This window comes from Rathayibacter sp. VKM Ac-2856, from assembly GCF_013205055.1.
In the GTDB taxonomy this organism is placed as follows: domain Bacteria; phylum Actinomycetota; class Actinomycetes; order Actinomycetales; family Microbacteriaceae; genus Rathayibacter.
On the sequence record NZ_JABMLF010000002.1, the window covers coordinates 316,263 to 336,208 of the forward strand.

Consider the following 19,946-nt stretch of genomic DNA (forward strand, 5'->3'; position numbering starts at 1 on the left):
CGAGTAGCCGCGCAGCGGCGTATCGAGACCCACGTACGACGTACGGCGGATCTCGATACGCGCCCTCCGGGCGCTACTCGATCACCATGGATGGGGCCCACGCGTGACTGCAGCCCCGCTGATCCGCTGATCTGCCGAGCGGATGATCGGCCGCGCGGCCCATGCCGGTCGAGTAGCCGCGCAGCGGCGTATCGAGACCCACGTCCGACGTACGGCGGAGCTCGGCACGCGCCCCTCCCGGCGCTACTCGGTCAGCGTGGCGCGCTCGACGAGGACGCCCTCGGACCAGGGGTCGTCGGCGGGGAGCTCGAGGCGCGGCCGCCGATAGTGCGCCGCCGCCACGACGAGGGCGACGAGCAGGCCGAGGGCCGCGGTCGCCAGAGGACCGGCCGCCTGGGACAGCGCGGCGCGGACGACGATCTCGATCGGGGCGGTCAGCGAGTCGCCCTGCCACTGGTTCGGCAGCACGAGGATGATCGCCGGGATCGCGAGCAGCGCGGCCCACAGCACGACGTCGAAGACGGCGGCCGCGATCCACCACGCCCGGCCCGGCGTCATGCGCGCGACCGCCGCACGGCCTGCACCACGAGGGCCGCGGCGAGGGAGGCGAGGCCGACGGTCAGCAGCGGCGTGGCGCTGAACTGCGTCAGCAGCCGCAGGTACTGCTGGTACTCGAGGCGCTCGTAGACCGTGCTCGTCGTGTAGGCCGCGAGCGTCGACCACCACACCGCGGCGCCACCGAGCGGAGTCAGCACGAGGCCGGCGAGCGCGAGGGTCAGCGGCACACGGCGACCGAGCGGGCGGACCGCGGTCGGCACGTCTGCGCCCGGAGCCTCGGCCCGCTCCTCGGTCGACTCCTGCTCGGACTCGGCGCTCGCCACGGGATCGAGCGCGACCGACGCGGACTCCGACCGAGCCGGCTCCCCCGCGCGGCTCGGCGCCGCAGCCTCCGCGACGACGCGACTCGGGCGTCCACTCTCGCGGCGGGGCCGCCGGTACGCCTCCTCCTCGCGGCTGCGCACCTCGGGCGCCGGCCCCCGGTAGCCGCGCTGATAGGCGGCGTCGAACCGCGGATCCGTTCCGGTGCTGTCGGCCATGGGTGTCTCCCGACTCGTGCGATCGAGCCCTCATCCTGTCGCACGGGGGCGTGCGGAGGGAGGGCGGGCGTCAGGTGCGGCGGCGGCCGGAGCCCCGCGCGGGCAGCGACTCGACGAGGACGCCCTCCCCGATCGCGACGCCGTCCTCGCCGAACCCGTACGCCGCGACTCCGTACTCCCCGACGCCGTACGCCGCGTCGCCGTACGCCTCGTCGCCGTCCTCCCCGTCGCCGCTCCCCTCTCTCCGCGCGGAGCCGCCGCCCGCCCGCACGAGGCCGACCGCGAGCGCCGTCGCTGTCATCGCGAACGCCGCGGTGCCCACCGCCGGAGCCACGGTCCAGATCGCGCTCTGCACGATCGCGACCAGCGGCACGTCGTCACCGGAGTAGCTCCAGTTGTCGGGCAGGACGGCCGTCAGAGCGCAGATCCCGAGCACGAGCGCCCAGAGCAGACCCGCGTAGCCGAGGAGCAGCGGCCACCACGGCCCGTGGCGGCTCACGAGCGGACCGCCCGCACCGTGAAGGCCGCGCCGATCGAGAGCAGCCCGGTGGTGATCGCCGGTCCGGGGAGGTAGTTCATCATCGCCCGGGTGAACTGCTCCACCTCGGACCCGTTGGAGTAGTACACCGCGGAGGCGGCGGCCCAGACCATCGCCAGCCCGACCGCGACGAACAGCACGCCCAGCACGGCGAGCGCGACCGGGACCCGCACGTCCAGCGCAGACCTCCGCGGCGCCTGCGACTCCGGCGCCTGCGACTCCGGCACCGACCCGTCGTCCTCGATCGCCCGCGGCTCGGTCGCCCGCGGATCGAAGATCTGCGGCGCGCCGCCCGCGACGACGCTCTCCCCGCCGCGCGGCAGCGGCGCACGTCTCGGCGCATCCTCGACCCGGGGCGCCGCCGCATGCGGCACCGCGGGCTCCGGCCGGCGCCGCGCACCGACGGCGTCCCCCGGCCGCGGGCGGCGGAACCGCTCCTCCCCCGCGCCCGCGCCACCCGCCGGCCCGGCCGCGGCCCCCGGCCCTCGATAGCCGCGCTGGTACGCGGACGGGAACCGCGGATCCGTCCGGGTGCTGTCGGTCATGAAGTCCCCCACTCCGTGCGCGAGCCTCCATCCTGTCGCAGCCCCGCCGCGACCGGCCAGGCCGGGTCAGCGGGCGGAGGCGACGCTCGCGCGGCTCGGCAGGCTGACGCAGCCGGCGCCGACGAGCAGCAGGGCGATCATCACCGCGGTCAGCGCGCCCCAGCCGCCGGCCTCGACCACGAAGCCGAGCAGCCAGCCGCCGACACCCGAGCCGAGGTAGAAGGCGATCGTGTAGACCGCGCCGGCGTGGCCGCGCAGCGCGGGGGCCGCCCGCGCGCCGGTCCAGGCCGCGCCGGTGGCGTGCACGGCGAAGAAGCCGGCGGAGAAGAGGACGAGCCCGACGACGACCACCACGATCAGCGGGGACAGCATCACGAGCAGGCCGACGATCATCGCGGCGACGCCGATCCGCATCAGCACGCGCGGACCGAGGCGCGGCGCCCAGACGCCGGCGAGCCGGGAGGTCGCGGTGCCGGCCAGGTAGGTGAGGAAGAGGAGCGAGACGAGCGCGGGCGGCAGCGCGAACGGCGCGGCCTCGAGCCGGAAGGCGAGGTAGTTGTAGACGGCGACGAACACGCCGACGACGAAGAACGTCTGCCCGGCGATCGCGAGCAGGACGGGGTCGCGGAGGACGCCCGCGATCCTGCCCCGCCAGCCGCCCGGCTCCCTCGGTCCGCCGCGGACCCCGCCGCGCGGCGCGAGGAGGACGAACGCGACGGCCGCGAGCGCGCACATCACGGTGACGGCGAGCAGGGCGCCGCGCCAGCCGACCGCCGCGGCGAGCGGGCCGGCCAGCAGGCGCCCCGCGGCTCCGCCCAGCGTCGTCCCGGAGACGTAGGCCGCGGCGGCGGCGGTCGCGGCCGCTCCGCCGACCCGGTCGTGGATCGCCGCCACGGCGAGCGCCGGCACCGCGCCGAGCGCCGCGCCGCTGAGGAAGCGCAGCACGAGCAGCACCTCGAAGGACGGCGCGACGCAGGCGAGCAGGGCGAGGACGACGGAGGAGAGCACGGCGATCCGCATCGACTCGAGGCGCCCGATCCGCTCGGCGATCGACGCCCAGGGCAGGACCATCAGCGCGAGCCCGACGGTCGCCGCCGAGACGGTCAGCGCGGCGTCGGAGGCGGAGATCCCCCACTCGCGCGAGAACTGCGGGAGCACGCCCTGCACCGCGTAGAGCTCGGCGAACGTCGCGACCCCGGCGGCGAGGAGGGCGAGCGCCAGCCGGCGCTGCGAGACTGCGGGAGCGCCGACGGCGGGGCGGACGCTGGTAATCATCCTCCGAGGCTAGAACCGCGCTCGGCGCATGACTAATGCCGGAACACGGACCACCTATACGCTGGCCACATGGATGAGCCCGCGATCCTCCGGCTGCTGCCCACGCTCGTCGCCGTCGCGCAGACGGGGAGCGTCACCGCGGCCGCCGCGGAGCTGGGCGTCCCGCAGCCGACCGCCAGCCGCTCGCTCGCGCGCCTCTCGGAGCTGGTCGGCGCGCCACTGGTGCGCCGCGAGGGCCGCGGTGTCGTGCTGACCGAGGCCGGCCGGCGGCTCGCGGCGGTCGCGCAGGACGGGCTGACGCTGATCCGGGCGGGCCTCACCGAGGTGCAGCAGGCCCGCGACCTCGAGGACGGCCGCATCGCGATCGCCTTCCAGACGCTGCTCGGCGAGACGTTCGTCCCCGACGTGATCCGCCGCTTCCGCCGCCGGTGGCCGCGCGTCGGCTTCGGGCTTCGCCACGGCTCGCGCGCGCTCTGCCTGCGGGCGGTCGCCGACGGGGAGTCGGAGCTGGCGATCGTCGCCGATCCGCCGGAGCTGCCGGGCACCAGCACGACCACGCTGTACACGGAGCCGCTGCTCGCGGTCGTCGACGACCGGCACCCGCTCGCCGGCCGCCGCTCGGTGACGGTGGCGGAGCTGCGCGGCCTCGACCTGATCATGCTCTCGCCCGGCTACGGACTGCACGAGTCGGCCCGGCGCCTGCTCTCCTTCGAGGGGCGCGACCCCGAGCCCGCCTTCGAGGTGGGCGACTACCGGGCCGCGCGCGGGCTGGCCGCGGCGGGGCTCGGGCTGACGATCCTGCCGCCGAGCCCGTCGGCGACGGAGGACGGCGTGCGCGAGATCCCGATCGACGATCCGCGGGCGGTCCGCGAGATCGGAGTGCTGGCCCGCGACACCGGGAATCCGGTGGTGCCGGAGTTCGTGGCGGCGCTGCGGGCGGCCGCGGGCGCACGGGCCCGGGCGCACTGAGGCCGCTCGACTCTTCTGTCAAGCACAGGCGGAGCGGGCGATCGTGCAGGATGCTCGGAGAGGATCCACTCCCACCCCCACCGCGCACCACCAGCAGCCAGGACGGTCCCGGTCATGATCCTTCTCCGCACCCACTCCAACCGCTGGATCGCCCGCGCCCGCCGCACCGGCGTCGTCCACGGCCTCATCACCTTCGCCGACGACCTCCCGCAGCCCGTCTTCCGCACGCTGCGCCTGGACGCCGCGACCGGCGAGCGCGTCCTGCTGCGCGACACCGACACGCTCGAGGTCGCCTTCGCCGTGCTGATCGCGGCGGTCGAGCGGGCGCGCCTGGCCGAGCTGGCGGCGGCGGCACCGGCGCAGGACGACGACGTGTCCGAGGAGGGGGCCCCTCTCGCGCCGGTCGCGGTCCTCGCCGAGCCGGACCCCGTCGAGCCGGACGAGCCGACCGACCCCGTGGAGGACGCCGTCGCGGCGTGACCCGGCCGACGCACGGAAGCGCACTCAGTCGAACACCAGATATAAGCTTCTGAACGAATTCATTCAGACGGTTATAGGCTGTTCTCATGACCCGAGCCGATACTGCAGTGCCGTTGCAGGAGCTGCTCTCGGATGCGGGAGCGGCTGTCCGCATCCTCGGCCCGCGTGACGTGCAGATCACCCCTCCCTCCGGAGCACGGATCGATGTGCGCCTCGTCTTCCTGTCACGTCCCCCCACTGCGGGCGAAATGCGCCAGCAGGTCGCTGCAGCGGCTGCAGGAACGACAATCGGATTCGTGGCTCCCCGGATCAACAGCATCAGTCGACGTGTCGCGCTCGCCGACCCCCGAGTGGCGCTCTTCGGCACGACCGATGGAGTCGTCATCCTTCGTGGAGAAGAGCTGACGCCGGCAGCGGAGATTCGGCAGCAGATCGGCGGGCACCGGCGCGCGCCCTATGCACTCTTCGCGCTCCGGCGGATTCTGACCAGGACACCTGAGCCCCGCTTCCAGACGGACCTGGCGCGAGAGTGCGGCGTCTCGCAGGTGACCGTCTCGAACCTGCTCGCAGCCGACTCGAGCCTGGCCGAGAAGACCACGCGGGGCTGGATCGCGCGCGACCCCCGCGCACTCCTCGATCGGTTCCTCGCGGAGTACCCGGGCCCAGGCGGCCTCTCGCAGCTCTGGTACTCGAACCGGCCCGTCATCGAGCAGTCCGAACGCGCATCGACATCGGACCTGACGGCACTGCTCTCCGGCGACAGCGCCGCGGACACGCTCGCCCCGTGGAGGATCCCGACGCTCGCCGTCGTGTACGCGGCGAGGAGCCTCCCGCTGGAGTCGTCGGGCTTCGCGGAGACGGATTCCTCTGAAGCAACGCTGCGGGTCGTCGTTCCGGCGGACCGGACTCTCTGGGCGACGGCGTCCGCGTGGTATCCGGCCGGGAGGACGGTCGATCCACTCATCGCCGCCTGGGATCTGGGGCGGACCGGTGGTTCCGACGTGGACGAGGCCGTCGATCGCCTCCTCGACAAGGAGCTGGCGTGGTTGCGATGACGTCCGTCGTCCTCCCCTCGACGTCCGGAGCCGACGACGCCGCGCTCCACGCCTTGAAGGACGCGTCGCTCGCGATCTCCGACATGGAGGACGCCTGCATCGTCGGCGGGCAGATGGTGGCACTTCTCTGCGGTGCGTACCCGAGTTCAGGAATCGTCGTGCGCAGAACCGCTGACGCGGACGCCGCGGTGTCCCCCCTCATCGCCGCACAGGGGACACTTCACGACGTGCTGATCGGGCTCGGGTACACGCCGAGTGCAGGCAACCACTACACATCGGGTGCGCGGGCGATCGATGTCCTGGTCCCGTCTCTGACGGGACGGTTCGAGAGCATGGAGCACGGCGGCCGGGGGTTCGACAGCGCGCCAGGTCTGGATCTGGCACTGCACGGAACGCTCGAACTCGGCGTGACGGCAGTCCTGCTCGACGAGACGCACCTCACGTTCTCGACTCGCGTCCCCGGCGTCGAGCGAGCGCTGATCCTCAAAGCACTCGCCTACGAGTCGCGCCGCGCCCAGAAGGACCTCGTCGACATCTACAACCTGATGGAGATCAGAGATGCACACCGCGCAGAGGACATCGGGGGATGGAGGATCGGCGACGATGCGCAGACCGGGGCTCGGCGCGATGCCGCGGTGGCGCTGCGACGCATCGCCGGATCACCGGGACTGAAATTGATGCTCCGCGGTTCTGCCGTTCCGAGAGGGCGGTTCGGCACCCTCGTCCGCGACCACATCGCGGACGTCTGAGCGAGGGGCCGCCCCTCGCGGGACGGCCCCTCCGTGCTCAGAGCGTGAGCGTGTGCGCGCCGGAGGCGAGCTCGCGGTCCGCGGTGCCGGCCGTGCGGACGACGGCGGTCGCGCCGTCCGGGACGGTGACGGCCAGGTCGATCGCGTCGCCGCGGCGGTCCCAGCGCACGGAGGCGAGGCCGTGCGGGGTCTCCAGCGTGGACTCCGCCCAGTCGAGGTCGGTGCCGGGCTGCGGGGCGATCAGCAGGCGGGAGTAGCCGGGCTCCAGCGGCGCGAGGCCGCCGACGACGCGGTGCAGCCAGTCGGCGACGGCGCCGAGCGCGTAGTGGTTGAAGCTCGTCATCTCGCCCGGATTGATGGTGCCGTCGGGCAGCATCGAGTCCCAGCGCTCCCAGACCGTCGTCGCACCCATCGTCACCGGGTACAGCCAGGACGGGCACTCGCGCTGCAGCAGCAGGCGGTACGCGGCATCGATGTGACCGGTCGAGGACAGCGCGTCGGTGATGAACGGGGTGCCCGCGAAGCCGGTGGAGATCGTGTAGCCGCTCTCGGCGACCAGCTCCGCGAGGCGGTCGCCGGCCCAGCCGAGCTCGTCCTCGTCGAGCAGGCCGAAGACGATCGCGAGGGAGTAGACGGTGGTGCAGTCGCTGAGGACCCGCTGATCCGACACGTACTGCGCGCGGAACGCCTCGCGGAGGCCGTCGGCCAGCTCGGTGAACTCGCGCTCCTCCTCCGTGCGGCCGAGCACCGCGGCGCTCTCGGCGACGATGCGGGCCGTGCGGTAGGCGCAGGCCGTGGCGACGACGCCGGTGTCGGCCTTCGCGTCGGCCGGCTTGTCGGGCGCCGCGTCGGGGTCGAGCCAGTCGCCGAACTGGAAGCCGGTGTCCCAGACCCCCGACTCGGACAGCTTCGAGCGCACCCGGCGGGCGTGCGAGGCCATCGACGCGAACGACTCCTCGAGCACGGTCGGGTCGCCGTACGCCTGCCAGACCGCCCACGGCACCCAGGCCGCGGCGTCGCTCCAGAGCGCGGTGGAGTCCATCGGGGGGAAGCTGGTCTCGGCCGCGCGGCGCTTCAGCACGTCCGGCACGACGAAGGGGACGGCGCCGTCGTGGTGCGCCTGCTCGAGGGCGAGGTCGCGCAGCCAGTCGCGGAGGAAGTCCTCGGCGTCGGCGAGGTAGACGGCGGTCGAGGCGAACGCGGCGATGTCGCCGGTCCAGCCGAGGCGCTCGTCGCGCTGGGGGCAGTCGGTCGGCACGTCGAGGAAGTTGCCGACCATGCCGCGGTAGACGTTGTCGTGCAGCTGGTTGACGAGCTCGTCGGAGCTGCGGAAGGTGCCGATCCGGCGCAGGTCGCTGCTGACGACGACAGCGGTGAGGGCGCCGTCGGCGATGTCCCCGGGCCAGCCCTCGACCTCGGCGTAGCGGAAGCCGTGGAAGGTGAGCGTCGGCTCGAAGACGTCCGCGCCGCCCGAGAGCGTGAAGCGATCGGTGGCCTTCGCCTCGCGCAGCGGCCGGACGCCCAGCTCGTCGTCCTCGAGGACCTCGGCGTGGCGCAGCGTGACGGCGCTCCCCTCCGGACCGGCGACCTCGACCCGCAGCCAGCCGACGAGGTTCTCGCCGAAGTCGACGAGGGTGCGGCCGGAGGGGCTCGTCCAGATCCTCTGCGGGGCGACCTCGCGCAGGCGGCGCACCGGCGGGGCGATGTAGGGCTCCAGCTTCGAGAGGTCGACGTCGACCTCTCGGGTGGCGGTCCAGGCGGAGTCGTCGAAGCCGGCCGCCTTCCAGCCCTGCGGCTCGAGGCGGGCGTCGATGTCCTGCCCGTCGTAGATGCTGTCGGCGGTCGTCGAGCCGGTCGCGGCGCGCCAGGAGTCGTCGGTCGCGATGACCTGCTCGGCGCCGTCGGCGAAGCGGATCCGCAGCTCGGCGAAGCCCGCGATCTCGGTCCCGTAGGGCGCGGCGCCCTCGCCCCAGGTCAGCCGGCCGCGGTACCAGCCGTCGCCGAGGGCGAGGCCGAGGACGACGGAGTCGCCGGAGACGAGGCGCGTGACGTCGTGCTCGGAGTAGCGCAGGCGCCACTCGTAGCTCGTCCAGCCCGGCGTGAAGAGCTCGTCCGAGACGGGCTCGCCGTCGATCCAGGCCTCGACGATCCCGAGGGCCGAGAGGAGCAGGGTCGCCGAGACGACGTCGCCGTGCCCGGTCTCGAGGGCGGTCTCGCGGCGGAGCAGCGGCGCGGCGCCGAGGGCGTCGGCGGGGGCCGTGAAGCGGGCGGTCCAGTCGGTCATCATCGTCCTTCTGTCAGGAGTGGTCGTGGGTGTCTGCGGATGTCAGGAGTGGTCGAGGTGTCTGCGGGGAGTCAGGAGGTGCGGAGCGCGGCGGAGGACGCGCGGGCGCGCAGCACCGGGTCGACCTCGAAGTGCACGGCGTCGGTCCTGCCGGCGATCCGCTCGAGCAGCAGCTCGACCGAGCGGGCGCCGAGCGTCTCGCCGTGCTGGTCGATCGTCGTCAGCGACACACCCGGGTGGGCGGCGATCTCGATGTCGTCGTAGCCGACGATCGAGAGCTCGGAGGCGTCGAGTCCTGCGTCGCTGCGCGCCCAGAGCGCGCCGAGCGCGAGCGAGTCGTTGCCCGCGAAGAGGGCGGTGGGCCGGTCGGGTGAGCGGAACAGCTCGAGCGAGCGGACCCGGGCGTCGCTGCGCGCCGCGTCGACGTGCACGATGCGCATCTCGCTCTCGAGGCCGGCCTCGCGCATCCGCTCCTCGTACCGGACGCGGCGGACGAAGTGCGGCGCCTCCGCGAGCTTGTGCGTGACCTGGCTGCTCTCGGTGAGGTGGACGATGCGGCGGTGCCCGAGTGCGAAGAGGTGGTCCATCAGGAGGTCCGTCCCCGCGATGTCGTCGTTGGTGACGGTGTCGTAGCCGACGGACGCGTCGTGCCGGCCGAGCATCACGATCGGGATCCGCTTCGACTGCCGCTCGAGCCAGGCGTGGCTGACCACGGGCGAGACGGCGATGAGTCCGTCGACCTGCCGGTCGACGAGCGCCTCGATGGCCCGCAGCCCGTCGTCGCCGAGGTCGCTCTGCACCGGCGCCACTACCAGCTGGTAGCGGGTGCCCTCGAGCGCGGTGGTCGCGCCCGTGACGATCCGGTTGAAGAAGGCGTTGTCGAGCGAGGGCACCTCGACGCCGAGGGTGAAGCTGGAGCCGCGCATGGCGCGCGCCGCGACGCTCGGCCGGTAGTCGAGCTCCTCGATCGCGGCGGTGACGCGCTCGCGCATCGACGGGCTGACGCCGTAGGCGTTGCGGATCACCTTGGAGACCGCGGCCCGGGAGACACCGGCGTGCACGGCGACGTCCTGGATGGTCGCGGGGCCCGCCGGGCCGTTCTCGATCGAGCTCATCATCGCCTCCTCGCGCTGCTGCTTCTGCCGTCTGCCGTGATCCGACGGCGCCCCGATCGGGGCCTCCGCGAACGCCACTGTAACGGTTCATCGTCGATTGTGTAGATCGATCCACGAATTTTCGCAATTTCGTTGACACGTTTCACGACACGGACGTAGGTTCTCCCTGCGTCGCCCCGCGGCCCGGCCTTCTCACCGGTCCGGCCGGCAGGTCGACAGCCCCCGGGCACCCCCGCAACGAAGAAGTTGTCCCTACATGGAGGTAGTGATGTCGACCCGACAGAACCGGCGAGCAGTGCTCGCCCTCGGCGCAGGAGGAGCGGCTCTCGCTCTCGCGCTCACCGGCTGCAGCACCGGAGGCGGCGGCGGCGATTCCGCCGACGGATCCACGCTGAGCGTGCTGATCGACAACCAGACGGCGACCGTCGAGCTCTGGGACGCGCTGAAGACGAGATTCGAGGAGGAGAACGAGGGCATCACCCTCGACATCGAGACCCGGCCGCAGGGCAGCGAGGGCGACAACCTGATCAAGACCCGCCTGGCCACCGGCGAGATGAACGACGTCTTCGCCTACAACTCCGGCTCGCTCTTCCAGGCGCTCAACCCGGACCAGAACCTCGCGCCGCTCTCGGACGAGCCCTGGGTCGACTCGCTCGACGAGGGCTTCCGCACCGTGGTCTCGACCGACGCGGACCTCTACGGCATCCCGCTGGGGCAGGCGATGGGCGGCGCGGTCCTCTACAACAAGGACGTCTACGAGTCGCTCGGTCTGACCGTGCCGAAGACCTGGGACGAGTTCATCGCGAACAGCGAGAAGATCAAGGCCGCCGGCGACGTCGCGCCGATCATCCAGACCTACGGCGACACCTGGACCTCGCAGCTCTTCGTGCTGGGCGACTTCGCAAACGTGCTCGAGCAGGACCCGGAGTGGGCGACGCAGTACACCGCCAACGAGGCCAAGTACGTGGACGAGCCCGCGCTGGCCGGCTTCGAGCACCTCCAGCAGGTCGCCGAGTCGGGTCTGGTGAACGAGGACTACGCCTCCGCCACCTACGACGACGGCGTCCGCATGGTCGCGACCGGCGAGGGCGCTCAGTACCCGATGCTGACCTTCGCGGCCGGTCCGCTGATCCAGAACTACCCCGACTCGCTGCAGAAGGTGGGCCTGTTCCCGCTGCCCGGCGAGTCGGCCGACTCGAACCCGCTGACCGTCTGGCAGCCCAACGCGGTCTACGTGCCCAAGTCGACCGAGGGCGCGAAGCTCGAGAGCGCGAAGAAGCTGATGGCGTTCCTCGTCACTCCCGAGAGCTGCGACATCCAGAGCGAGATCGCCGCACCGCAGGGTCCGTTCGTGATCGACGGCTGCACGCTGCCCGACGACGTGCCCGCCCTGGTGTCGGACATGCAGCCCTACTTCGACAGCGGTGACACGGGCCTCGCGCTCGAGTTCCTCTCGCCGATCAAGGGACCGGCGCTCGAGCAGATCACGGTCGCCGTCGGCTCGGGCATCACCCCCGCCGCGGAGGGTGCGCAGCAGTACGACGACGACGTCACGAAGCAGGCCAAGCAGCTCGGCCTCGACGGCTGGTGAGCCTCCGGGGGCTCGAGCGGGGGCACCCCTCCGCTCGCGCCCCCTCGGCCCTCCCCCTCCCCTCACCCCGCACCGGCCGATCGACGGAGATCTGATGACCGCAACGATGGAGAAGCGCCCGGCTCGGCGCTCCGACCCCTCCCGCTCCCCCGAGCCGACGACGCGGCGCCGGGCGATGAAGAGCCCGTACCCGACCTGGTTCTACCTGCCGGCCGGCGTCTTCTACGTGGTCCTCTTCCTGGTCCCGACGGTCGCCTCGCTCTACTTCTCCCTCACCCGCTGGACGCTCTTCGACTCGACCTTCATCGGCTTCGAGAACTTCGTCGAGTTCTTCCAGGACCCGGCGCTCACCACCGGCTTCGTCAACACCTTCATCTACGCCGCGATCACCTCCGGGTTGAAGATCGTGCTCGGACTCGCCCTCGGCGTGCTGCTGAGCTCGCAGATCATCGGCCGCGGCTTCCTCCGCAGCGTCGTGTTCTTCCCGGTCCTCGTCTCGACGATCGGCATCGGCATCACCTTCAAGGTGCTGCTCGACCCGTTCGACGGCCTGGTCAACCAGGGCCTCGCGACGATCGGCCTCACCGGACCGGGCTGGCTGACCGACCCGCAGTGGGCGCTCCTCTCGGTCGCACTCGTCGACGTCTGGAAGGGCGTCGGACTCGCGACGCTCATCTACATCGCCGGCATCGTCGCCATCCCGCAGGACTACTTCGAGGCCGCCCGCGTCGACGGCGCCGGCGCCTGGCACAACTTCCGGCACATCACACTGCCGCTGCTGCGTCCCGCGACCGTGACGGTCATCCTCCTCTCCCTGATCGGCGGACTGCGCTCGTTCGATCTGATCTGGGCGATGACCAAGGGCGGGCCCGGCTTCACCAGCGACGTGGTCGCCTCGGTCATCTACAAGCAGTACCAGGCCGGCTTCTACGGGCTCTCGACCGCCGGCAACGTCATCCTCTTCCTCGTCGTCGCAGCGCTGATCTTCCCGCTCTCGGCCTGGCTCAACCGGAAGGACAAGGAGCTGTGACCACCACGCCGCTCACTCCCGCCCCGCTCTCGCCGACCCCGCTCGAGGACGACCCGCTGCGCGCGAAGGTGCGCCAGCGCGGTGTCGGCCGCGGCTCCCGGGCCTGGCGCTACGGCGGCGGCATCGCCGCGATCGTCCTCGCCGTGATCGTCTTCATCGTCCCCTTCCTCTTCATCGTGCTCACCGCCGCGAAGACGCAGCAGGAGTCGTCGCTGCTCGGCTTCACGCTGCCGACCGAGTGGGTGTTCCTCGAGAACCTGCAGGAGGTGGTCTCGGCCCGGAACTTCGTGCTGCTGCGGGCCTTCGCGAACAGCGCGATCCTCACGATCGTCTCCGTCACGGTGATGGTGGTCCTCGCCGCGATGGTCGGCTACGTCCTCCAGCGCCGCCGGTCGAAGTGGAACCCGCTCGTCAACGGCTTCGTCCTCGCCGGCCTGATCATCCCGCCCGCCGTCGTCCCGACGATCTGGGTGCTGCAGGGCCTCGAGCTCTTCAAGACCCTCCCCGGCCTGATCGCGGTGCACGTCGCCTTCGGCCTCTCTTTCTGCATCCTCCTGTTCCGCGCCTTCGTCTCGACGATCCCCCGCGAGCTGGACGAGGCGGCGACCATCGACGGCGCCGGGCCCTTCCGCCTGTTCTTCACCGTCGTGCTGCCGCTGCTGAAGCCGGTGATCGTGACGGTGATCGTCGTGCAGGCCGTGACGGTGTTCAACGACTTCACCTACGCGCTGTACTTCCTGCCGGGCGACGACAACGCGACCGTGCAGCTCACGCTCTACAACTTCTCCTCGCAGTCGGTCTCGTCCTGGAACCTCCTCTTCATGGACGTCCTGCTCATCACGATCCCGCCGCTGGTGATGTACATCTTCTTCAACCGCCAGATCGTCGCCGGCATGACCTCCGGAGCGGTCAAGGGCTGAGGCGGGCCGCCTCGACCGCCGCGCCGTTCCGGAGCCGCCGTCGAACTCCTCCCGCTCCACCGGGAGAGGTTCGGCGGCGGTTCCGCCGTGGGGCGCGAAGCGGCTCGACGTCGAAGGTCGAGTTTCGAAGTCCGGCCTCCGCCCTTTCCGTCGTGCCGCAGTGTCTTCCCGCGGAGCCCCGCTGCCATATACGTATGCCGTGTCTCGCGCCAGATTCATCACTGGGTGATGAGCATCGAGGCGGTCGCTCGGCGCCGCAGAAGGACCTGTCTACCAACGGAGTCGGCAGGACGAGCAACTGGCGGACGCCTGTACAGGCGCGGATCGCGTTGGATCACCGGCGACGATGATGCGCCCCACGGAGTGAGGCCTCTCTTCGTGACGAACCGTTCAGCCCCCGTCGCAGGGGCGTCGAATGCAACGTCGGGCGCCATCGCACTCAGACCAGCCGTTCGACCCTCCTACTCTTCACCGTGAACCGCAGAGAGCGGAAACCGAACGGTCTTCTCAAGCTCGAAGACGTCGGTCATGAGGTCACAAAGGAGTGCACAGAGTAATCATGCGAACAAGGTCAAGAACGTGTCCCACAATCGTTGTGTCGAGCTTGGTCGCTGCGGCGGTCGTCATTGCAGCGGCGAGTCCCGCTCAAGCGATGTCGAAAATCGAGAGCAGTGATCAGATGTCATCGGCCGCGATCACCACCGAGGCTGTTCCCGAGACGAACACGGTCGTGACAGACGCCGGAGTGTATGCGGCGGGCATCACTCTCCCTGGCGAGGTGTCGTCTTCCGCACTGGTCGACCCGGACACTCTTCCGGACGGCCTCTTCGTCGGCTCGGACGAACCGGTCCTGACGACCACCCTCGAGGACGCGGTGATCAGCAGCTATCCGACGGACAAGGGCACGCAGACCTTGATCAGGGTCGACTCAGCCGCAGCGGCTCACGAGTACCGCTTCCCCCTCTCGCTTCCAGCCGGAGCGAAGGCGACGGTCGAGCCGGACGGTTCGGTCGCGGTCCGCTTGCCCGAGGGCGATCTGGTCGGTGGCTATCAGACCCCATGGGCGTATGACGCCCTCGGCCGTACTGTCGCCACGAGCTTCTCCTTGGACGGGGATACTCTCATCCAGACCGTGGCGTTCGACGAGGCGACGGCATTCCCGGTGATCGCCGATCCGAGTGACGCCTGGGGGTGGACGCAATGCCTCGCCGTAGTGGCCGGCGAAATCGCCCTCAATGCTAATCTCGCGGGTAAGATCGCGAAGTTGGCGTCGAGATTCGGCACCATTCAAAAGGCCATGGAAGTGATCTACCGCGCGTGGAAGACTTCATCCAATGCTGACAAGAAGCGGCAAGCGATCATCGATGCCGTCGGCGATCTGGCAGCGGAAGTGACCGGAGTGGCCGCGATCAAGGCGGCCTGCATTGACTCGTAAGAACGACGCGGGCGTTTCGACTCCGCTCGTCGGCTTCACGACCGGCAGCCTGTTCGTGTGGATCGCCGCCACCGAGAACCGCCCGGCGTGGTGGATCATCCTCACCGCGATCATGCTGCTCCTGACTGGATACAGCACGTTCGTCGATTTCCACCGGCGGGGGAAGTAGAACCTTCGATGCTCCGACCGGAAGAGAAAGCAGAAGAGTGTCGTGCAAGCCGTCGGCTCTTCTCCGTCGGAAGCGACCGGTGTCATCGCTCGCGAGCAGGTCTGCTGTGACTCCTGAGAACCAGGACGGGTTGCCGTACTCGCTGGTCATGTTCACCAAGGGGGACGGTCTTCGTGTTCTCCGGGGTCGCCGCGTGCAATCCGACGTGGTGGATCGCCCTCGCCGCGATCAGCCTCCTCGAGGCCGTCTTCGGCGCTTTCGGTGACTTCGCGCGGCGGGGACGCTAGAGCCACTGTCGCCCCCTTGCTCGAGTAGGCCACCGATCGAGTGAGACATTCCACCCACGTCCCACAACAGCGGCCAGAGCGGGCCGGTTGTGACGGTCGCTCTGCCCGCTTTCCGCGTCGGGCCGCCCCACAACGAAGCTCTCGCCTCCCGTCGCCTCGGGTCGAGTGCCGCGTCCCGCGCCACCGCCTCGAGAGCAGCCGACGAATCCTCCTGCCCTTCGTCGCCAACCGCAGAGCGCGGATACGGACCGGTCTTCTCAAGCTCGAAGACACCGGTCATCACGTCACAAAGGAGTGCTTGAAATGACTGCAGTGGCAGGCGCCCTCACGAAAGCCCCGGCAGGCCTAGCTCTGGGCGCAGCCGCCGTCTTTCTCGGGCTCATGGGGTCGTTGAGCTTCGCGCTGGCGACGGATGAAGACGTCGTACTTCCCGGGATGCTCGCTGCACAATCGACGACGGAGAACGGACTGCCCGCGCTCATGGTGGAGCCGAATCCCGCCGGAATGCTGTCCGCTGTGCTCGCGATCGCTCTCGCATACACGGTTGCCGCGTCGGTGATCCTGAACCGTTCATCGACACGGTCGGCTCGTCGCGCTCCTTCTCGGACCGGTCGAGCGCACGACCGAGGAGGACTGCTGTGACTCGTGGGAACCAGACGGGCGTGTCCACTCCACTCGTCGGTCTCACGGCCAGCAGCCCGTTCGTCTTCATCGCCGCTACCGAGAATCGACCGCCGTGCTCGATCACCATCGCCGCAACGATGGGGAAGGAGAATCACCGATGCATCAGCTAGGAGAGAAGGCCGAAGAGTGTCCTGAGGGCCGTCGGCTTTTCTGCGATGGAGCGGACCGGTGTGATCGTTCGCAGGCGGGTTCGCTGTGACCCCGGAGGATCGAGGCGGGTTCTCGGCCTCGCTGATCCTGTTCACGATGGCGACGGGCTTCGTGTTCGCCACGGCGGCCTCGTGCATGCCGAGATGGTGGATGGCCCTCGCTGCGATCAGTCTCCTCTTGACCGGCTTCAGCGCTTTCAGCGACGTCCGCCGGCGGGGCCGGTGAGAGGTCGCGGAACGATCGGACCGGCGGATCGGGTGAACCGCTGCCGGAGGCGGCGCTCTTCCCCGGCATGATCCGAGGCGGTCACGCGCCGATCAGGCCCTCCTCCCCATCGGCCGGGCGCTCCGGTGATGGACGCCGCTCGGTCCAGCGGGCGACGTCCGCCGGGGGCTCGGTCACGGGGAGATCCGATGGGCCGACGAGGCGGCGCAGCCAGGGCGCGCGGCGCGAACGGGTCAGGGCCGTCCGCCAGCGGACGTCGACCACTGCGCGCTGCAGCGGGTCGATCGGCTGAAGGACGTCGTCGATCCGCTCCTCGATCCGCACGAGCGGCGGGCGGACGAGGTGGAGGCGACGGCCGGGGTCGCCGACCGGACCGGCCCGGCCGGCCCGGGTGCGCAGCTGCTGCTCGCACTGCTCCGGGTCGCGGGCCGACCAGGCGCTGACCTCGACCCGGCCGTCGGGCAGGGCGAAGCGCTCGGTGATCCGCAGCGGGAGCTCGTCGTGGGGGTGGGTCATCGCGCATGCCTTCCGGTGGAGGGCGGCGAGCGGCGGAGGAGAGTCGGGCGCTCGGCCCTGCAGCAAGGAGAGTATTGCTCAGGTCCGTACCGCCGAGAGGCGGAGGCGCTGACTGTGGAGAGACGGCGCTGAAGTGCACGTGGGGAGGGGTGCTGCCCTTCGCGCCGGACCGGTCGAGGGCCGCCGGAGCGCGCGATCGAAGGCCGAGGCCTTCCGAGGAGGATCGCCGACGCGACTGCGTGACACCGGTGCCTGCGCGTGGATCTCGATACGCCCGCTGCGCGGGCTACTCGATCAGCATGGAGGGGCCCGCCGCGCGGGTCCGCGATCAATACGGACGGGCCCGCTGCGCGAGGCCGCGATCAGCACGGACAGGCCTGTTGCGCGGGGCCGCGATCAGCATGAAGGGGCCCGCCGCGCGGGGCCGCGATCAGCATGAAGGGGCCCGCCGCGCGGGTCCGCGATCCGCAGGGGTCCGGCCGGTCATGCTGGTCGAGCAGCCCCGGAGGGGCGTATCGAGACCCGCCGATTCCGGTGGGCGGACGGACCTCAGGCGGGGACGCGCTCGCGGGGCTTCGCCGCCGAGGTGAGGAGCGACGCGAGGGCGACGAGGACGAGGACGACGGCCATCGCGCCGCGGAGGCCGAAGTGCTCGCCGAGGAAGCCGAGCAGCGGCGGGCCGACGAGGAAGGCGATGTAGCCGGCGGTCGCGACGGCGGCGACGGCGGAGGTCGGGTCCTCGCTCTCGCCCGCGGCGGAGAGGGTGACGGGGAAGCCGAGCGCCGCGCCCAGACCCCAGAGCACCACGGCCGCGCCGGCGACCACCGCGTTGTCGGCGAAGACGACGATCCCGATCCCGACCGCCGAGACGAGGGTGCTGGCGAGCAGCACGGTGGCCTTGCCGAAGCGGGCGAGCAGCGGCGTCCCGAGGAAGCGGCCCACGGTCATCGCCGCGGCGAACGCGGTGAACACCACGGTCCCGACGGTCGCCGAGGCACCGTGGCCGTCGACCATCAGCAGCGGCAGCCAGTCGGTCGCGGAGCCCTCGGCGAGCGCCAGGGCGAGCACGATCAGACCGAGCATCAGCACGCGCGGCTGCTGCCAGACCGGCACCGAGCGCACCTTCTCGCGCGGGGCCCCGGCGACCGCGCGCTCTACCCGTCCGGTCTCCACCGGGATCGAGCGGATGACGACGAGCAGGAGCGCGAGGGCGACGACCGCGACTCCGACGAGCTGCCAGACCACGGGGAAGTCGATCGCCGTGAGGCCGATGCCGGCGACCGCGCCGGTCACGGTGCCGAGGCTGTAGAAGCCGTGCAGCGCCGGCAGGATCGAGCGGCCCGTGAGCGTCTCGAGCGCCGCTCCCTCCACGTTGAGCGCGATCTCGGAGATGCCGATCCCGAAGCCGACGAGCGCCAGACCCGCGGCGACGCCGAACGCCGAGGACAGCTCGGCGAAGACGCCGGTCAGCGCGATGCCGGCGACGAAGGACGCCCCGCCGATCACGACGGTGAGGCGCACCCCCTGCCGGCGCACGACGGCGGCCGAGGAGAGCACTCCGCTCATCGAGCCGACCGACAGCCCGAGCAGGACGAGGCCCATCTCGGCGGTCGACGCGGCGAGCAGGTCGCGGACGGCCGGGGTCCGCACGACCCAGGAGGCCATCCCGATGCCGAAGACGAGCATGAACGCGGAGATGGCCAGGCGGCGCTTCTCGGCGGAGACGGTGCGGGACGGCATGAGGTCGACCGTATCGTCCGGGGGTGGACCGCAGACGTCGTACGCCGATCGGGACGGCCGTCAAGCGCCTCCGCCGACCGATGACCCGCGGCTAGCGTTCGAGGAGAGCCGGGACCGCGGAACCGCGCCGGCCCGCCCGCTCGACGACGTCCGGAGGACCCGATGCCCGACCAGTACACCTTCACGAACCCCGCCACGCAGTACCCGAACGTGACCCCGCAGGTCCAGCAGCAGCCCGAGCCCGGCCTGCAGTCGCGGATGACCCCCGTCCCGGACCTCGGCGAGGACAGCTACCGCGGCACCGGCCGCCTGACCGGCCGCCGCGCGCTGATCACCGGGGCCGACTCCGGCATCGGCGCCGCGGTCGCGATCGCCTTCGCCCGCGAGGGGGCGGACATCGCCCTCGCCTACCTCCCCGACGAGGAGGAGGACGCGCAGCACGTCGTCGAGCTGATCCGCGCGGCCGGCCGCACCGCCGTGACGATCCCCGGCGACCTGACCGACGCGCAGTACTGCCGCGACCTGGTCGAGAAGGCCGTCGAGGGGCTCGGCGGGCTCGACACAATCGTCAACGTCGCGGGCAAGCAGGTCTGGCAGGACGACGTGCTGGAGCTGAGCGACGAGCAGTTCGAGACGACCTTCGCGATCAACGTCTTCGCGCCGTTCCGGATCATCAAGGCGGCGCTCCCGCACCTCCCGGCGGGCTCGACGATCATCAACACCGCCTCCGCCGAGGCCCACTCCCCCGCGCCGGATCGGCTCGACTACGCGATGACGAAGGGTGCGATCAACAACCTCTCGAAGGGGCTCGCGCAGCAGCTCGCGGCGAAGGGGATCCGCGTCAACGTCGTCGCGCCGGGCCCGACCTGGTCGGTGCTGCAGGTGACGGCCGGGGTCGACCCGGAGAGCCTGCCCGAGTTCGGCTCCAGCGAGTCCCCGATGGGCCGCGCCGCGCAGCCGGCCGAGCAGGCGCCCGCGTACGTGTTCCTCGCGTCGGCGGAGTCGAGCTACGTGGTCGGGGAGACCCTGAACGTCAACGGCGGGATGGTCTCGCCGTAACCGGCGCCCGCGGTCCGGCGCCCGCCCCGTAGC

General features: G+C 71.2%; 20 protein-coding genes. 11 read left to right on the forward strand and 9 right to left on the reverse strand.

What is annotated here, in order from left to right; genetic code table 11:
- Positions 1-243: 243 nt before the first annotated feature.
- From HQQ82_RS08500 to HQQ82_RS08520, 5 genes are all read right to left on the reverse strand, one after another.
- The gene (locus tag HQQ82_RS08500; RefSeq protein ID WP_173232608.1) at positions 244-558 is read right to left on the reverse strand and encodes a hypothetical protein; all 315 of its coding nucleotides are present in this window, start codon (positions 556-558) and stop codon (positions 244-246) included.
- The gene (locus HQQ82_RS08505) at positions 555-1,097 is read right to left on the reverse strand and encodes a hypothetical protein (protein WP_173232609.1); all 543 of its coding nucleotides are present in this window, start codon (positions 1,095-1,097) and stop codon (positions 555-557) included. Before HQQ82_RS08505 ends, HQQ82_RS08500 begins: the two co-directional genes overlap by 4 nt.
- Positions 1,098-1,167: 70 nt before the next feature.
- Complete coding sequence (locus HQQ82_RS08510) at positions 1,168-1,596, reverse strand: hypothetical protein (protein WP_173232610.1); 429 nt, start codon at positions 1,594-1,596, stop codon at positions 1,168-1,170.
- Positions 1,593-2,180, reverse strand: a complete 588-nt coding sequence (locus HQQ82_RS08515) for a hypothetical protein (RefSeq protein WP_173232611.1) — start codon at positions 2,178-2,180, stop codon at positions 1,593-1,595. The genes HQQ82_RS08510 and HQQ82_RS08515 overlap by 4 nt, the downstream gene beginning before the upstream one ends.
- 66 nt (positions 2,181-2,246) lie before the next feature.
- On the reverse strand, positions 2,247-3,455 hold the full coding sequence (locus HQQ82_RS08520; RefSeq protein ID WP_173232612.1) for an MFS transporter: 1,209 nt from the start codon (positions 3,453-3,455) through the stop codon (positions 2,247-2,249).
- Positions 3,456-3,524: 69 nt separating this feature from the next.
- Here HQQ82_RS08520 and HQQ82_RS08525 point away from each other — a divergent pair, with 69 nt between their 5' ends.
- The 4 genes from HQQ82_RS08525 (at position 3,525) to HQQ82_RS08540 (ending at position 6,708) form a co-directional block, all read left to right on the forward strand.
- Positions 3,525-4,424, forward strand: coding sequence for a LysR family transcriptional regulator (locus HQQ82_RS08525; protein ID WP_173232613.1), 900 nt, complete (start codon positions 3,525-3,527; stop codon positions 4,422-4,424).
- A 114-nt stretch (positions 4,425-4,538) separates the two neighbouring features.
- Complete coding sequence (locus tag HQQ82_RS08530; protein WP_173232614.1) at positions 4,539-4,904, forward strand: hypothetical protein; 366 nt, start codon at positions 4,539-4,541, stop codon at positions 4,902-4,904.
- Positions 4,905-4,990: 86 nt separating this feature from the next.
- Complete coding sequence (locus HQQ82_RS08535) at positions 4,991-5,959, forward strand: hypothetical protein (RefSeq protein ID WP_173232615.1); 969 nt, start codon at positions 4,991-4,993, stop codon at positions 5,957-5,959.
- Positions 5,947-6,708, forward strand: coding sequence for a hypothetical protein (locus tag HQQ82_RS08540; protein WP_216848423.1), 762 nt, complete (start codon positions 5,947-5,949; stop codon positions 6,706-6,708). The genes HQQ82_RS08535 and HQQ82_RS08540 overlap by 13 nt, the downstream gene beginning before the upstream one ends.
- Before the next feature lie 37 nt (positions 6,709-6,745).
- Here the strand turns inward: HQQ82_RS08540 and HQQ82_RS08545 are convergent, their stop codons facing one another.
- Positions 6,746-8,992 (reverse strand): alpha-L-rhamnosidase, encoded by a 2,247-nt coding sequence (locus tag HQQ82_RS08545; protein ID WP_254071349.1) that lies wholly within the window; start codon positions 8,990-8,992, stop codon positions 6,746-6,748.
- Between the two features lie 71 nt (positions 8,993-9,063).
- Positions 9,064-10,107, reverse strand: coding sequence for a LacI family DNA-binding transcriptional regulator (locus tag HQQ82_RS08550; RefSeq protein WP_173232618.1), 1,044 nt, complete (start codon positions 10,105-10,107; stop codon positions 9,064-9,066).
- 268 nt (positions 10,108-10,375) lie between these two features.
- On the opposite strand from HQQ82_RS08550, the gene HQQ82_RS08555 reads away from it, so the two are divergent.
- The 6 genes from HQQ82_RS08555 to HQQ82_RS08580 all read left to right on the forward strand — a co-directional run bounded on the left by HQQ82_RS08555 (position 10,376) and on the right by HQQ82_RS08580 (position 16,181).
- The gene (locus HQQ82_RS08555) at positions 10,376-11,698 is read left to right on the forward strand and encodes an ABC transporter substrate-binding protein (RefSeq protein WP_254071350.1); all 1,323 of its coding nucleotides are present in this window, start codon (positions 10,376-10,378) and stop codon (positions 11,696-11,698) included.
- A gap of 94 nt (positions 11,699-11,792) precedes the next feature.
- Positions 11,793-12,728, forward strand: a complete 936-nt coding sequence (locus HQQ82_RS08560; protein WP_173232620.1) for a carbohydrate ABC transporter permease — start codon at positions 11,793-11,795, stop codon at positions 12,726-12,728.
- Between the two features lie 122 nt (positions 12,729-12,850).
- Positions 12,851-13,648, forward strand: a complete 798-nt coding sequence (locus HQQ82_RS08565; RefSeq protein WP_367947911.1) for a carbohydrate ABC transporter permease — start codon at positions 12,851-12,853, stop codon at positions 13,646-13,648.
- A 652-nt stretch (positions 13,649-14,300) separates the two neighbouring features.
- On the forward strand, positions 14,301-15,083 hold the full coding sequence (locus HQQ82_RS08570; RefSeq protein ID WP_173232621.1) for a hypothetical protein: 783 nt from the start codon (positions 14,301-14,303) through the stop codon (positions 15,081-15,083).
- Positions 15,073-15,252: a hypothetical protein gene (locus HQQ82_RS08575; RefSeq protein WP_173232622.1), complete on the forward strand. Its 180-nt coding sequence runs from the start codon at positions 15,073-15,075 to the stop codon at positions 15,250-15,252. Before HQQ82_RS08570 ends, HQQ82_RS08575 begins: the two co-directional genes overlap by 11 nt.
- Positions 15,253-15,842: 590 nt before the next feature.
- Positions 15,843-16,181, forward strand: coding sequence for a hypothetical protein (locus HQQ82_RS08580; RefSeq protein WP_173232623.1), 339 nt, complete (start codon positions 15,843-15,845; stop codon positions 16,179-16,181).
- Between the two features lie 498 nt (positions 16,182-16,679).
- Here the strand turns inward: HQQ82_RS08580 and HQQ82_RS08585 are convergent, their stop codons facing one another.
- Positions 16,680-17,114: a hypothetical protein gene (locus HQQ82_RS08585; RefSeq protein WP_173232624.1), complete on the reverse strand. Its 435-nt coding sequence runs from the start codon at positions 17,112-17,114 to the stop codon at positions 16,680-16,682.
- Between the two features lie 549 nt (positions 17,115-17,663).
- Positions 17,664-18,854 carry an MFS transporter gene (locus HQQ82_RS08590; RefSeq protein WP_173232625.1) on the reverse strand — a complete coding sequence of 397 codons (1,191 nt, stop codon included), beginning with the start codon at positions 18,852-18,854 and terminating at the stop codon, positions 17,664-17,666.
- Positions 18,855-19,016: 162 nt separating this feature from the next.
- On the opposite strand from HQQ82_RS08590, the gene HQQ82_RS08595 reads away from it, so the two are divergent.
- Positions 19,017-19,913: an SDR family oxidoreductase gene (locus tag HQQ82_RS08595; protein WP_173232626.1), complete on the forward strand. Its 897-nt coding sequence runs from the start codon at positions 19,017-19,019 to the stop codon at positions 19,911-19,913.
- Positions 19,914-19,946: the final 33 nt, after the last annotated feature.

Coding starts and splice junctions, on each gene's coding strand:
- HQQ82_RS08500 (WP_173232608.1), bottom strand. CDS start 558: ATGACGCCGGGCCGGGCGTGGTGGATCGCGGCCGCCGTCTTCGACGTC.
- HQQ82_RS08505 (WP_173232609.1), bottom strand. CDS start 1,097: ATGGCCGACAGCACCGGAACGGATCCGCGGTTCGACGCCGCCTATCAG.
- HQQ82_RS08515 (WP_173232611.1), bottom strand. CDS start 2,180: ATGACCGACAGCACCCGGACGGATCCGCGGTTCCCGTCCGCGTACCAG.
- HQQ82_RS08520 (WP_173232612.1), bottom strand. CDS start 3,455: ATGATTACCAGCGTCCGCCCCGCCGTCGGCGCTCCCGCAGTCTCGCAG.
- HQQ82_RS08525 (WP_173232613.1), top strand. CDS start 3,525: ATGGATGAGCCCGCGATCCTCCGGCTGCTGCCCACGCTCGTCGCCGTC.
- HQQ82_RS08530 (WP_173232614.1), top strand. CDS start 4,539: ATGATCCTTCTCCGCACCCACTCCAACCGCTGGATCGCCCGCGCCCGC.
- HQQ82_RS08535 (WP_173232615.1), top strand. CDS start 4,991: ATGACCCGAGCCGATACTGCAGTGCCGTTGCAGGAGCTGCTCTCGGAT.
- HQQ82_RS08545 (WP_254071349.1), bottom strand. CDS start 8,992: ATGACCGACTGGACCGCCCGCTTCACGGCCCCCGCCGACGCCCTCGGC.
- HQQ82_RS08550 (WP_173232618.1), bottom strand. CDS start 10,107: ATGAGCTCGATCGAGAACGGCCCGGCGGGCCCCGCGACCATCCAGGAC.
- HQQ82_RS08555 (WP_254071350.1), top strand. CDS start 10,376: ATGTCGACCCGACAGAACCGGCGAGCAGTGCTCGCCCTCGGCGCAGGA.
- HQQ82_RS08560 (WP_173232620.1), top strand. CDS start 11,793: ATGACCGCAACGATGGAGAAGCGCCCGGCTCGGCGCTCCGACCCCTCC.
- HQQ82_RS08570 (WP_173232621.1), top strand. CDS start 14,301: ATGTCGAAAATCGAGAGCAGTGATCAGATGTCATCGGCCGCGATCACC.
- HQQ82_RS08580 (WP_173232623.1), top strand. CDS start 15,843: ATGACTGCAGTGGCAGGCGCCCTCACGAAAGCCCCGGCAGGCCTAGCT.
- HQQ82_RS08585 (WP_173232624.1), bottom strand. CDS start 17,114: ATGACCCACCCCCACGACGAGCTCCCGCTGCGGATCACCGAGCGCTTC.
- HQQ82_RS08590 (WP_173232625.1), bottom strand. CDS start 18,854: ATGCCGTCCCGCACCGTCTCCGCCGAGAAGCGCCGCCTGGCCATCTCC.
- HQQ82_RS08595 (WP_173232626.1), top strand. CDS start 19,017: ATGCCCGACCAGTACACCTTCACGAACCCCGCCACGCAGTACCCGAAC.